This is a genomic window from Curtobacterium flaccumfaciens UCD-AKU, assembly GCF_000349565.1.
Taxonomy (GTDB): Bacteria; Actinomycetota; Actinomycetes; order Actinomycetales; family Microbacteriaceae; genus Curtobacterium; species Curtobacterium poinsettiae.
Map to the genome: position 1 here is coordinate 39,644 of NZ_KB714612.1, position 12,651 is coordinate 52,294.

A 12,651-nucleotide genomic window follows, 5' to 3' on the forward strand; every position below is an offset into this window, starting at 1 on the left:
AGGTACCTCCGGATCCTCAGTGTGTCCGCAGACGATCACCACCCCGAAGCCGCTCATCGAGCGGCGTGCTCCCGGGCCTCCATGGCGTCCCAGGCGAAGCTCGCCAGCCAGTGGGTGGAGTAGTACTCCTCGCCCACGCTCGCCGCGAGCCCGGAGGTCAGCAGCCGGTCGGCCGCGTCGTCGAGCAGGTCCGCGATGCCGGAGTCGTCCGAGCTGCCGGCACGGAGTGCGTCCGCGATGCGCCGGGCCGATCCCGCCCGCGACAGGTCGAGCCCGAACAGGTGCACCTGCTGGGGGTCGTTCTCGTCGCGCACCACCGTCGACCGCAAGATCGCGTCGCCCGGCTGCACCGCGGCGAAGAAGCCACGGGCCCACGTCGCGAACTCCGCAGCGGGCAGCACCGCACGCATCAGGTCGGCTTCGGCGAGACCGGCGGACAGGAAGTCGTGCCCACTCCGCTCCCAGGCGAACGGCCACCCGGCGTCCGCGCCGAACCAGTCCCGTGCTGCCCCCTCGACCGCTGCCGCCAGGGCCGGACGGTCGAGTGACCGGGCGGCCTCGAGCACGAGCAGCAGCCCGAACGCCGAGTTCGAGTGCACGCCGTGCCGGACCGGGTGCGCGGCACCGTCGATCCACCGGACGACCAGGTCTTCGAGGACGTCGACGACGGGCGCGAACCCCTGTGCGAGTGCCCGGACGGCGGGCGCCTCGGATGCCGACACCTCGGCGGCGAGCCGTGCGAGCCAGGCCCAGCCGTAGGGGCGCTCGTAGTGCGGTGTCTCGCGCAGGTAATCGGCCTCGGTCGCCAGGTGATCCGTCGTGAGGTGCGCCTGCAGGATCGAGGTGAGCCGGGCCTCCAGGTCGGTGGGCAGACCGTGCGAGACCAGGCGCGCCGCGAGCCAGTGCATGTGCACCGACGAGTGCCAGTCGTACGACGTGGCGAAGGCGGGGTGGAGCTCGACGGGCAGTGCCCGGTCGTCCGGCCCGGACGTCGCGTGGTGCGCGGCGTACGGGTACTCACGGGTCGTGTTGTCCGCGGCGACGGCCGCGAAGCGGTCGGCCCAGGCCGCCCGGGTCAGGTCGATCGGGGCGGCATCAGAATGCGACAAGGTACATGACTCCCATGTTGACGACGAGCAGGATGGCGGCGGTGGGGATCTGCGCCTTGATCGGGCCGTACTTGTCCCGCATCTCGAGCAGGGCGGCCGGCACCAGGTTGAAGTTCGCGGCCATCGGGGTGACGAGCGTGCCGCAGAAGCCGGCGAGCATGCCGATCGCGAAGATCGCGGCCGGGTTGCCGTCGAAGCCCTGCACCAGGACGGGCCAGCCGATCGCGGCCGTCATGATCGGGAACGCGGCGAACGCGTTGCCCATGATGATCGTGAACAGGGCCATGCCCAGGCAGTAGATGACCACTGCGGCGAGCAGTGAGCCGTCGGGCAGGACCGACTTGATGATCGTGCCGACCGCGTCGCCGACCCCCGCCTGGGTGAAGACGATGCCGAGGGTCGAGAGCATCTGCGGCAGCAGCGCCGCCCAGCCGATCGCCTGCAGGAGCCGACCGCCCTCGCGGATCGGGGTGGCGATCTTCGGCGGGCGCAGGACGAACACGGCCACGACCACGGCGAGGACCGAGCCGATGCCCAAGCCGGTCAGGGTCGCGCTCCCCTCGGCCAGCAGCGGTTCGCCGCCGAACGAGACGAGCGGGCCGAGCGTCGCGACCAGCACGGCGACCACGGGCACCACCAGGGCCGGGATGAAGAGCCGGTTGCCGTACTTCGTCGCGAACGCGGCACGCTCGTCCGGGCTGGTGGTGGCGAGCACACTCGTGCTGCCGCTGCCGCTGCCCGCGCTCGTGATCTTCTGCGTCACGCCGGTGGGTTCGGCGGGGCCGGTCTCCGCACCGGTACCGGCGCCGGGGATGCTCGCGACCCGGGTGCGGCTGGTCGTGCCGGTGAAGCCGAGTCCGGCGAGCGCGACCATCACGAGGACGGCGATGCCGAGCGTCCACGCCGGGATGCTGCCAGCGGCGACGAACGTGCCGGCGAAGAACGACAGGCCGAGGATGCCCCAGAACGCGGCGTTGCCGACGCGCTTCGCGTGCGCGGTGTCGGTGACGATCAGGACGGCGACGGCGATGAAGAACGCGCCGATGAGCCAGTAGAGCCATTCGCTGGTGATCACGCTGCGGCCCCCAGGGTCGGAGCGTCGGCACGGGCGTCCGCCGCCATCTTGTCGAGTCGGCGGTCGAACAGCAGCAGGCGTCCGCCGTGGACGATCAGCGCCGCGATGCCCGTCGGGATCGCCCACAGGGCCAGGTCGATCGGTTCCAGCGACAGCCCGTAGGTCGCGTCGACGAACGTCGTGATGAGCAGGATGGAGCCCACCGCGACGAAGACGTCCTCGCCGAAGAACACCCCGACGGTGTCGGACGAGGCCGAGTAGCCCTTGATCTTCTCGCGCATGCGGTCATCGATCCGCCCGTACTTCTTCGTCGCCGCGCCCTCGGCCATCGGGTAGACCAGCGGGCGGACGGTCTGCGCCGGGCCACCGATGCTGGTCAGGCCGACCGCCGCGGTGACCTGCCGGATCACCAGGTAGCCGGCGAGCAGACGACCCGTCGTGAGCTTGTCGAGCTTCGCGATCAGACGCTTCGCCTGGTCCTGCAGGCCGTAGCGCTCGATCAGACCGATGACGGGCAGGACGAGCGCGAAGGTCGTGACGGACCGGCTCGAGGCGAACCCGTTGCCGAACGCGTCGAGGATGCCGACGGGACCGATCCCGCCGATGGCCGCGGTCACGATGCCCGCGACCGTGACGACGAGGAGCGCGTTGACGCGCAACGCGAAGCCGACGATGACGACGGCGACGCCGATGAGGACGAACATGCGGGACAGTCTGGACCGCATTGTTCAACAATCGCAAGAGCCGGTTCTGCTCTGTAACACGCCCTTCACAAACGCCGCCCGTGCCAGGATCGGTGCCATGACCCGAACCGTCGGCGGCGCTGACTCCACGGCCACGCGGTTGCGCACCATGATCGCGTCGGGCGACTTCTCCCCCGGGGCGCAGCTGTCCGAGGAGCGGTTGAGCGATCAGCTCGGGGTGTCGCGGAACACCCTGCGCGAGGCATTCCGGCTGCTCGCCCGCGACCGACTGGTCGAGCACGTGTTCAACCGCGGGGTGTTCGTCCGACGACTCTCCGCCGCCGACGTCACCGATCTCTACGCGGCTCGGCGGGTTCTCGAGGAAGCCGCTGTGCGTGCCTGCTCCCCCGACTCGCCAGCCCTTGCCGCGGCCGCCGCAGCGGTCGCGGACGCCCGGGCCGCAGCAGCCGCGGGCGACTGGGGCGCCGTCGGCACCGCCGACATCCGGTTCCACACCGAACTCGTGCGCGCGGTGCCGAGCGAGCGGATCCACGCCCTGATGGACGGCCTGCTCGCCGAGATGCGACTCGCGTTCCTGACCACCGCGGACCCGGCGTCGTTCCACGCCGACTTCGTCGAACGCAACGACGCGATCGTGTCCGCGTTGCGCGGTGGCGACCAGGACGCCGCCTCGGCACTGCTCGCGGTCTACCTCGACGACGCGGAGCGGACGCTGCGGGTCGCCGCCGGCGCAACCGGCTGAGGGACGGCCAGGAGGCCCGGCGCGGCTCCGTCCCGCCCGCCCGGTCCGATCGCGGTCGCGCTGGTGCCGGTCGAGCCCTCGGTCAGGACTTCCCGCCGAGCAGCGCCGTCACCGCGTCGACCACGACCTGGCGACGTCGCGGTGGCGTCACGGCCTGCACGAGCGGCTCGTACTCCGGAGCGGTCGCGCTCCAGAACGCAGTGGTGTGCAGGACGAGCCCGAGCAGCACCGCGGGACGGAACGCCCGCGGCAGGACCCCGGCGCGCTGGGCGTGCTCGACCTCGGCCACCGCGTCGGCGTAGCTCGTCGCGACGGACTCGAGCGGGATGTCGGCACGCTCGAGCCGGTGCCACGTCGCGAGCCGCTGGGCCCAGGGGCGACGGACGTACGAGTCGTGCACCCCGCCGGCCCAGGCGGCCAGGTCGGCGGTGTCGAGCGGGGCGTCGGCGAACGTCTCGGTCATGGTCTCCGCGACGAGGGCGTCGAACAGGCCCTCCTTGCTGCCGAAGTAGTGGAAGACCTGCGCCTTGTTGCTCGACGCGGCGGCACCGATCCGTTCGACCCTGCCGGCGGCCAGTCCGACCGCGGCGAACTCGTCCCGCGCGGCGAGCAGGAGCCGGGCGCGCATCGCATCAGCGGCTGGGGGCGTGAATCGGGCCATGGCGACCACCGTACCGATCACGCGGCCCGCGACGCGGGTGCGACCGTCGCTCAGGGCACCTGATCCCCCGAACCTAGGATGAGCGAGTGACCCTCCGACTCCACGACCTGGACCTGCGGGGCTTCGCCTCGGACAACTACGCCGGCGTGCACCCCGAGATCCTCGCGGCCATCGCCGAGGCCAACGACGGCCACCAGACCGCGTACGGCGAGGACGTCTACACGGCGCGTCTCCACGAGGTGGTCCGGCAGCACTTCGGGTCGCAGGCCGAAGCGTTCCCGGTGTTCAACGGGACCGGCGCGAACGTCGTCGGCCTGCAGTCGATGCTGCCGCGTTGGGGTGCGGTGGTGTGCACCTCGACCGCGCACATCCACACCGACGAGGCCGGAGCACCCGAGCGCATCGGGGGCATCAAGCTGCTGACGGTCGATGCACCGGACGGCAAGCTCACCCCCGAGCGCATCGACCGGCAGGCCTGGGGCTGGGGCAACGAGCACCGTGCGCAGCCGCTCGTCGTGTCGATCACCCAGACCACCGAGCTCGGCACCGCCTACACGGTGGACGAGATCCGGGCGATCGCCGACCACGTGCACTCGCTCGGCATGACGCTGCACATGGACGGCGCCCGCATCTCGAACGCCGCGGCATCGCTCGGGGTGCCCCTGCGCGACTTCACCACCGACGCCGGTGTCGACGTGCTGAGCTTCGGCGGGACGAAGAACGGCATGCTCTACGGCGAGGCGATCATCGTGCTGAACCCCTCCGCGTCCGAGGGATTGCACTACCTGCGCAAGATGAACATGCAGCTCTCGTCGAAGATGCGGTTCGTCTCCGCCCAGCTCATCGCCCTGCTCAGCGATGACCTGTACCTGCGCTCCGCCGGGCACGCCAACGCGATGGCCGCCCGCCTGCGCGGTGCACTCGAGGCCGGCATCGCCGACGGCAGCATCCGAGGTGTCGGCTTCAGCCAGCAGACCCAGTCGAACGGGGTCTTCGCGACCCTGCCCGCCGGCGTGGCCGACCGGCTGCGGGAGCACTTCCGGTTCTACGACTGGGACGCCAGCCGCAACGAGGTGCGGTGGATGTGCGCGTACGACACCTCGGAGCAGGACGTCGACGACTTCGTCGCAGCCCTGACGCGCGAGCTCGACCCCGCCTGAGCCGGCCCGGCGCACTCCGGCGCGGCGGTAAGATCACCCGAACGGGATGACCCGCACCACGATCGCCACCACGAGCATCGCCATCGCGACCACGGCGGCCCGCCACAGCACCTTCTTGTGGTGGTCGCCGAGGTTCACGTTGGCGAGCGACACCAGCAGCAGGATCGCGGGGACGAGCGGGCTCTGCATGTGCACGGGTTGCCCGACGACCGAGGCGCGGGCCATCTCCGCCGGTGTGATCCCGTACGCCGAAGCGCTCTCGGACAGCACCGGCAGGATCCCGAAGTAGAACGCGTCGTTGCTCATGAAGAACGTCAGCGGCATGCTCAGGATGCCGGTGATGCCCGCCAGGTACGGGCCCATCGAGTCCGGGATGACCGCAACGAGCCAGTCGGCCATCGCAGCGACCATCCCGGTGCCGTCGAGCACCCCGATCAGCACCCCGGCGGCGAACACCATCGACACGACACCGACGATGCTCGGGGCGTGCGCGACGATCTGCGCGGTCTGCTGCTTGAGCTGCGGGAAGTTCACGAGCAGGGCGATCGCCGTGCCGATCATGAACACGAAGTGCAGCGGCAGCAGGCCCATCACGAGCGCCACCATCACGGCGACGGTCAGTGCCAGGTTGAACCAGATGCGCTTCGGGCGCAGGGTCGGACGGTTCGGGTCGAGCATCGTCTCGGCCATCGTGCCGGTGCCCGCGCCCTCGTCCGTCGCACCGGTTCCGTCCACGCCGTCGCCGTCGGCACGTCGGCCGTCGGCCTTCCCGCCGCGCAGCCCGAGCGCGACCGTGGGGCTCGTGAACATCCCGCCGCCGGTCCCGCCGACCGCCGCGAGCACGCGCGACCCGGCCCGGGCGTTCGCGCGCTCCGGCACCCGTGCACCCCGCGAGGCCTCGGTGAACTCGATCAGCCCGAGGCGCTTCCGCTCCCGCAGCCCCATCGTCCAGGCGAACGTGAAGCACAGCAGCAGCCCCACCACGAGCGACGGCACGAGCGGGACGAAGATGTCCGTCGGGTCGATCTTCAGTGCAGCGGCGGCCCGGGCGGTGGGACCACCCCACGGCACGATGTTGAGCGTGCCGTTCGTCAAACCGGCGACGCACGTCATCACGACCGGGCTCATGCCGAGCTTCAGGTAGATGGGCAACATCGCCGCGGTCACCACGATGAACGTCGTCGAGCCGTCCCCGTCGAGCGAGACCGCGCCCGCCAGCAGAGCCGTCCCGAGCACGATCTTCGCCGGGTCGTTGCCGGTCACCCGCAGGATGAACCGGACGAGGGGGTCGAACAGGCCGACGTCGATCATCAGCCCGAAGTACATGATCGCGAACATCAGGAGCGCTGCCGTCGGCGCCAGGGTGCCGATCGCTTCGGTGACCATGTCGCCGAGTCCCAGGCCCGCCCCCGCGAACAGGCCGAACACGGTCGGCACGATGATCAGCGCGAGCATGGGCGACATGCGCTTGGTCATGATCAGGACCATGAAGGTCAGGACCATCGCGTACCCGAGGATGACGAGCATCAGGACTCCTTCGTCCGTGTCTGGCAGTCCGGGCACGCTACGACCCGGCCTGGAGGCGCGGCGCGCTTCTGCACATTGGCGCACCATCGCGCGTTGACCGCATTCTGCGCATTGTGCGCAAGCAGGTCGGCGCACCCTCCGTACGCTGGGGTCGTGACCGACGACCGTTCACGGCGCCCCAGGCTCCGCTTCGCCACCCAGGTGCTCGTCCTGCAGCTCGCCGTGGTCGTCGCCGTCGTCGCCCTGACCAGTGCCGTGTTCGTCCGGATCGAGGTCACCCGGCTCGAGCGCGCTGCCGAGGGGACCGCACTGGCGATCGCGCAGAGCGTCGCCGCCCAGTCCGACGTCCGGGCCGCGGTCGCCCGGCTCAGCGTCGACGGCACCGACCTCGACCGAGCGACCCTCGCCGACGGGCCCGTCCAGCGTGCTGCCCTTGCCGCCCAGCGCCGGACCGGGGCGCTCTTCGTCGTGGTCACCGACGACCGGGGTGTCCGGCTGGCCCACCCCGACGTCGACCGCATCGGCGAGATGGTGAGCACCTCCCCCGACGCCGCACTCGCCGGACGCGAGACCGTGTCCTGGGCCCGCGGCACGCTCGGCGAGTCGGCGCGGGCGAAGGTGCCCGTCTCCGCACCCGCAGCCGGCGGGGCGGGGACGACCCGCGCCTCCCGGCAGTCCACCGTCGTCGGCGAGGTGAGCGTCGGGTTCACCCGGGCACGCGTCTACGACACCCTGGTCGAGGACAGCATGCCGGTGATCGGTGCCGGGCTGGCGGCGGTCCTGCTCGCGCTGATCGCGTCGGTGCTGATCCGACGCAGGTTGGTGCGGCTGACGCTCGGGCTGCAGCCGGAGGAGCTCGTGACGCTCGTGCAGAACCAGCAGGCCGTGCTCGGCGGGGTCGGTGAAGGCGTCATCGCGATCGGCCCGTCGGGGGACGTCACCGTCTGCAACCCCGAAGCCGTGCAGTTGCTCGGGCTGGCGGACCCGGTCGGGCAGCCGGTGGGTTCCCTCGACCTGCCCGCGCCGCTCGGGTCGATGCTCGACGGGGGTTCCACGGCTCCGGCGAGCGCCACGATCGTCGCCGGGCACCGGGTGCTGCTCGTCGACGTCCGCACCGTGTCCCGCGACGGACGCGACCTGGGCCGGGTCGCTGTCCTGCGCGACCGCACCGACGTCGAGGCCCTGACCCGGCGGCTCGACGCCGTCGGAGCGATGAGCACAGCGCTCCGGGCGCAACGCCACGAGTTCGCGAACCGACTGCACGCGATCTCGGGGCTGCTCGACATCGGCGAGACCGCACGGGCGCGGGCGTACCTGGCGGACGTGCAGGAGCGCGGACCGCTGCGCTACCCGGTGCAGCACGCCGACCGGTTGACCGAGCCGTACCTGCAGGCGTTCCTCGGGGCGAAGGGCGTCGAGGCCGCCGAGCGCGGGGTGCTGCTGCGGGTCGGGGCGGAGACGCTCGTGCAGGGGACGATCACCGAGCCGGGCGACGTCACGACCGTGCTCGGCAACCTGGTGGACAACGCGGTGACGGCGGCCCTCCGCGGGGACGAGCGCACGCGTGACGGGGGCTCCCCGTGGGTGGAGGTCGAGGTGCTCGACGACGGCACGACCCTGCACCTGTCGGTGATGGACTCCGGGCCGGGGGTGCCGGACGGTGCCGCGGACTCGCTGTTCGTCCGAAGTGCGGCGACCGCCGCGTCCGGGGACGTCGCGCAGGTGCACGGGCTCGGGATCGGACTGCCGTTGTCGCGGGAGATCGCCCGGCGGCACGGTGGCGACGTGTGGCTCGCCTCCCCCGGCGGCGACGACCACGGCGCGGTGTTCTGCGCCCGACTGGAAGGAGTGGTGTCGTGAGTTCCGTGTTCACCGTGCTGGTGGTCGACGACGACTTCCACGTCGCAGACCTGCACCGGCGGCAGGTCGACCAGGTACCGGGGTTCCGGGCGCTCGAGCCCGTCGGGACCCTCGCGGCCGCCCGCTCCGCGCTGTCGAGCGGCACCGTGGACCTGGTGCTCGTCGACGTGTACCTGCCCGACGGCAGCGGCCTCGAGCTGCTGCGGTCGATCGACACCGGCGCCGACGCCTTCGTGCTGAGTGCTGCGTCGGACTCGGGCACCGTTCGCCGGGCGATGCGGAGCGGGGCACTCGCCTACCTGATCAAGCCCTTCGCAGCCGGGGTGCTGGCCGAGCGGCTGCAGGCGTACGCGCGGTCGCGGAACGTGCTCGACGAGCGGTCGACCCTCGATCAAGAGGCCGTCGAGCGGGCGTTCCGGATCCTGCACGCCGGGGACAGCGGTGGGGCGTCGCCGTCCCGGGCGGCCACTGCTGCGCTGGTGCTCGAGCAGCTCGTCGCCGGTGAAGAACGATCGGCCGCCGAGGTCGCTGCGGCGATCGGGGTCTCGCGGGCGACGGCGCAGCGGTACCTGGCGCAGCTCACGGCCGACGGGACGGTGGCGATGCAGTTGCGGTACGGGGCTGCGGGGCGGCCGGAGCACCGGTACGTGCGGCGGTGAGTCAGCCGTTCCGAAGACTGCGCCGTGGCACCATCGGTGGATGACCGACGCTGCGCGATCCGACACCAGGACTGATCCGTTCCCCTCGGGGACTCCCGTTGCGCTCCGGAGCCTCAACGACTTCGGCGAGCGCGGCGAAGCGGTCGGCTTCGCGGTCGCCGGCCGGGTCCTGGTGGACGACGACGAGCTCGCGGTGGTCGCCACGACGGTCGGCTCGGCCGTCCGACGACGAGCGGGCGTCGGGAGCGGCCCCAACGGACGCCTCGTGCTTCCCGAGGACTGGGACGGCTCCTACGTCGACGACCGGTGGGTCGGCTCCAGCGTCGTCCGCGTCCATCAGAAGGGAACGCGCTGGTCCGTCTGGCGTTGGCACGACGGGTCGGACTGGCTTCCCGACTGGTACGTCAACCTCGAGCTGCCGTGGGTGCGGACGCCGATCGGGTTCGACAGTCAGGACTGGACACTCGACGTGGTGGCGACCACCGAACCCGACGGTTCGTGGTCCGTCCGGTACAAGGACGAAGACGAGCTCGAGTTCTACGCGGCCGGCGGGTACTGGCCGGCGGCGATGCGGGCGATCATCGAGCGCGCTGGCGAAGAAGCCACCGAACTCGCGGTCGCGCAGCGCTTCCCGTTCGACACCGATTGGTCCGGCTGGGTGCCCGACCCGGCGTGGGGCACGACTGCGCTCCCCCAGGAGTGGAGCGCCGTGCAGTGATCCGCGGAGTCGGTGCAGCGTTGCACAGCCTCCTACGCTCGCTGTCGTGAGCGAGTTCGTCCGGTACCAGAGCGCCGTTCCCAACCGTCGCGGGCGGTTCCCGGGGGTCTTCGCCCTCGCCAACGGTCTGCAGCGGGACGGCAGGCTCAGCGATGCCGAGACCAGGTGGCTCCGAGAAGCGAACCTGCACGCGACCGCGATGTACACGGACCCGACCACGGTGCAGCCCGACTGCTACGACGAGACCCGCAACCCCGGGGCCCGGGCCTGGTTCGCCGCCGACGCCGTCGAGCTGCTCGAGATGGTCGGCCCGTACCTGGAACTCCTCGACCGCCACGGGATCCCGTGGATGCAGCTCGTGACCCGCTCGCCGGGTCGGATCGTCTACCGGGACGCGGTCCAGGCCGTCGCGGTGCCACACACGCACGCTGTCGCGTGGCCCTTCCGGCCGACACGGGAGGGGCGGACGCCCTAGCCCTGTCCCTGGTCCGTGAGGCGCCATCCGGACGCCGTCTTCGTGAAGCAGAAGCTCCAGGTGCGCGTCCCGTTCATCGGCTCCGATTCCTCCGACGCTCGACTCGTCACCGTCGTGTCGACGCAGGACTCTGTCGTGTGGCCGGGGTTGAACGGCACCGATTCCGCCTTGTCCGCGACGGTGTACTTCCGCAGCGTCGGGTTCCGGCACCACGCCCACGTGCTGTCGAGCGTCAACGCCTTCGTCACGTCACACCGTTGCGCCTCGGCCGCAGCGAGGTACGCCTTCGTCACCTCGACCGGAGACGCTGACGACGGCGGCAGGTCGGGCGAGCTGCACCCGGTCATCAGCGCCAGCCCAGCTGTCACCACGATGGTCGTAGCGAGGGTGCGCGTCAGGAGCGGCGAACGCCCCGGCAGCCTGCTCGTCCGCACCTGCACCCCTCACACTGCCGCCGACGGTCCGACGGTCCGGCGGTCTCGGCAAGCGAAGCGCACGACCTCGCACCAGCGCAATGAGTACCCCCACAGCCGCGCTGCCCACTTCTCGCCGACTCAACCCCTTGCGCATTTCACCGGATACCGGCAGGTTGGACTCGTGCGACGCAGCGGGTGCATTGCAAGTCCGCTTGAGCGCGCAACGACCCCGGAAGGAGACCGCACATGATCGCCATCGAGATCGTCGCCGCCGCGCTAACCGTCGTCCTAGTCGCCTTGCCGGCGCGCGGCGTCATCGGCAGGAACGGGATCGCCGGCATCCGCACCAGGGCAACCATGCGCAGCGACGAGAACTGGCTCCTCGGCCACCGCGCAGCGGTCGTCCCGACGAGCATCGCCGGTGGCGCGACGGTGGTCGTGGGCCTGGTCTCCGTCGGACTCGGACGCGCCGACGACGTTCCCGCGTTCGTCGCCTGCGCCGTCACCCTCGTCGGCGGGGCGCTTTGGAGCGTGGTCGCCGCAGGCCGCGCGACCAGATGACGGACAGGAGGCACGGGGCGGAGCCGCAAGCGGCCTCCAGACCGTCAGGTGGTCCCGTGACGATCTGCACCCGCGCGGGCATCTCGGGGCGCAGCACCGTCGGGCCGGACACCCCGGTGTGCAGATTCGACTCCATGGCGACCTGGGGGAAGTCGGGGACACAGCGCTTCGCAGCAGTGGCATCGGGGAGTTCGAGCCGCGGAAGACGTCGTCGGCTGCGGCGTGTGGTGTGGGTGCCGCTTGCGATCGGCTGCGCAGTCCTCACGCTCGCAGGATGCGCCGAAGACGAGCCCCCGGCCGTCTACCCAGACGTCCGGTGGGTTGGCGCAGCACCATCGGGGCCGCTCGAGAAGGACCCCTGGGTACGAGCAGTCCGCGCAGAGCTCGAAGCGGAGGCTGTGGCGCGCAACCGGAACGACTTCAGCATCCCCGAACTCGCTCACAGCGCGACGCCTTCCTATATCGATCGCCTCGCCAGCGTGGCGATGGAGACGCTCCGCCAGAACCACGACACCGACCTCTTCGCCGGCCCCTGGCCGTTCGCACCCACAGAGGTCGAACTGGGCAACGGGAACAACGGTGAGGACGTGGCAGCTGTCCGCGGCTGCAAGGCGCGCAACTGGACCATGACCCCGGGGCGATCGCTCGGCAGCCTCGATGCCGGGTACGGAGTCGAGTACCGGCTCGAGCGTGATGGCAACGGAGTGGTGCGAGTCGATTCGATCGCCGGGCTCCCGAACTGCGATGGTCGTGTTCCGCTCCGCGTGGCGATGTTCGATCCGGTGCCCGAGCCGTCGTCAGTGACCGATGTGAATGAACTCGTCAGGCCTGACGGAACGACCGTCGGGCGACCTCGACGATAGCCGCGGAACGCATGCCCGCACGGGTGGCGTCTGGGCGGGAGGCGAACACGTCGATCGCCTCGACGACGCGGTCGAACCGCCTCGACCGGCCGGTACGAGCACCCGACAGCCGCGTGCTCGA

The 12,651-nt window shown here is 71.2% G+C and carries 14 protein-coding genes; 9 read left to right on the forward strand and 5 right to left on the reverse strand.

The annotated features are described in order from the left end of the window. Positions 1 to 53 precede the first annotated feature (53 nt). The 3 genes from H489_RS27010 to H489_RS27020 are packed head-to-tail and all read right to left on the reverse strand — an operon-like array spanning position 54 to position 2,888. Positions 54 to 1,109, reverse strand: a complete 1,056-nt coding sequence (locus tag H489_RS27010) for a DUF2891 family protein (RefSeq protein WP_017886863.1) — start codon at positions 1,107 to 1,109, stop codon at positions 54 to 56. Continuing rightward, positions 1,096 to 2,184: a DUF979 domain-containing protein gene (locus H489_RS27015; protein WP_017886864.1), complete on the reverse strand. Its 1,089-nt coding sequence runs from the start codon at positions 2,182 to 2,184 to the stop codon at positions 1,096 to 1,098. The genes H489_RS27010 and H489_RS27015 overlap by 14 nt, the downstream gene beginning before the upstream one ends. Then, a complete protein-coding gene (locus H489_RS27020; protein WP_017886865.1) occupies positions 2,181 to 2,888 on the reverse strand; it encodes a DUF969 domain-containing protein in 708 nt (235 codons plus the stop codon). Before H489_RS27020 ends, H489_RS27015 begins: the two co-directional genes overlap by 4 nt. Positions 2,889 to 2,985: 97 nt before the next feature. Between H489_RS27020 and H489_RS27025 the strand changes: the two genes are divergently transcribed. Further along, a complete protein-coding gene (locus H489_RS27025) occupies positions 2,986 to 3,630 on the forward strand; it encodes a GntR family transcriptional regulator (RefSeq protein WP_017886866.1) in 645 nt (214 codons plus the stop codon). 82 nt (positions 3,631 to 3,712) lie between these two features. Here the strand turns inward: H489_RS27025 and H489_RS27030 are convergent, their stop codons facing one another. Next, the gene (locus tag H489_RS27030) at positions 3,713 to 4,291 is read right to left on the reverse strand and encodes a TetR family transcriptional regulator (protein WP_031259553.1); all 579 of its coding nucleotides are present in this window, start codon (positions 4,289 to 4,291) and stop codon (positions 3,713 to 3,715) included. Between the two features lie 86 nt (positions 4,292 to 4,377). Between H489_RS27030 and H489_RS27035 the strand changes: the two genes are divergently transcribed. Further along, the gene (locus H489_RS27035) at positions 4,378 to 5,451 is read left to right on the forward strand and encodes a threonine aldolase family protein (protein ID WP_017886868.1); all 1,074 of its coding nucleotides are present in this window, start codon (positions 4,378 to 4,380) and stop codon (positions 5,449 to 5,451) included. Between the two features lie 33 nt (positions 5,452 to 5,484). Here H489_RS27035 and H489_RS27040 read toward each other — a convergent pair whose 3' ends face one another. Further along, positions 5,485 to 6,978, reverse strand: coding sequence for a CitMHS family transporter (locus H489_RS27040; protein ID WP_017886869.1), 1,494 nt, complete (start codon positions 6,976 to 6,978; stop codon positions 5,485 to 5,487). 153 nt (positions 6,979 to 7,131) lie between these two features. Here H489_RS27040 and H489_RS27045 point away from each other — a divergent pair, with 153 nt between their 5' ends. The 7 genes from H489_RS27045 to H489_RS38180 all read left to right on the forward strand — a co-directional run bounded on the left by H489_RS27045 (position 7,132) and on the right by H489_RS38180 (position 12,530). Further along, the gene (locus tag H489_RS27045) at positions 7,132 to 8,838 is read left to right on the forward strand and encodes a sensor histidine kinase (protein ID WP_017886870.1); all 1,707 of its coding nucleotides are present in this window, start codon (positions 7,132 to 7,134) and stop codon (positions 8,836 to 8,838) included. Continuing rightward, the gene (locus H489_RS27050; RefSeq protein WP_017886871.1) at positions 8,835 to 9,497 is read left to right on the forward strand and encodes a response regulator; all 663 of its coding nucleotides are present in this window, start codon (positions 8,835 to 8,837) and stop codon (positions 9,495 to 9,497) included. Before H489_RS27045 ends, H489_RS27050 begins: the two co-directional genes overlap by 4 nt. 40 nt (positions 9,498 to 9,537) lie before the next feature. Continuing rightward, positions 9,538 to 10,215, forward strand: coding sequence for a DUF402 domain-containing protein (locus tag H489_RS36770; protein ID WP_017886872.1), 678 nt, complete (start codon positions 9,538 to 9,540; stop codon positions 10,213 to 10,215). Between the two features lie 46 nt (positions 10,216 to 10,261). After that, a complete protein-coding gene (locus tag H489_RS27055; RefSeq protein WP_017886873.1) occupies positions 10,262 to 10,690 on the forward strand; it encodes a hypothetical protein in 429 nt (142 codons plus the stop codon). Between the two features lie 42 nt (positions 10,691 to 10,732). After that, positions 10,733 to 11,356, forward strand: a complete 624-nt coding sequence (locus tag H489_RS38640) for a hypothetical protein (protein WP_235045668.1) — start codon at positions 10,733 to 10,735, stop codon at positions 11,354 to 11,356. Next, positions 11,353 to 11,667 (forward strand): SdpI family protein, encoded by a 315-nt coding sequence (locus tag H489_RS27065; protein WP_017886875.1) that lies wholly within the window; start codon positions 11,353 to 11,355, stop codon positions 11,665 to 11,667. The genes H489_RS38640 and H489_RS27065 overlap by 4 nt, the downstream gene beginning before the upstream one ends. 398 nt (positions 11,668 to 12,065) lie before the next feature. After that, on the forward strand, positions 12,066 to 12,530 hold the full coding sequence (locus H489_RS38180; RefSeq protein WP_056069950.1) for a hypothetical protein: 465 nt from the start codon (positions 12,066 to 12,068) through the stop codon (positions 12,528 to 12,530). Positions 12,531 to 12,651: the final 121 nt, after the last annotated feature.

Coding starts and splice junctions, on each gene's coding strand:
- H489_RS27020 (WP_017886865.1), bottom strand. CDS start 2,888: ATGTTCGTCCTCATCGGCGTCGCCGTCGTCATCGTCGGCTTCGCGTTG.
- H489_RS27025 (WP_017886866.1), top strand. CDS start 2,986: ATGACCCGAACCGTCGGCGGCGCTGACTCCACGGCCACGCGGTTGCGC.
- H489_RS27030 (WP_031259553.1), bottom strand. CDS start 4,291: ATGGCCCGATTCACGCCCCCAGCCGCTGATGCGATGCGCGCCCGGCTC.
- H489_RS27040 (WP_017886869.1), bottom strand. CDS start 6,978: ATGCTCGTCATCCTCGGGTACGCGATGGTCCTGACCTTCATGGTCCTG.
- H489_RS36770 (WP_017886872.1), top strand. CDS start 9,538: ATGACCGACGCTGCGCGATCCGACACCAGGACTGATCCGTTCCCCTCG.
- H489_RS27065 (WP_017886875.1), top strand. CDS start 11,353: ATGATCGCCATCGAGATCGTCGCCGCCGCGCTAACCGTCGTCCTAGTC.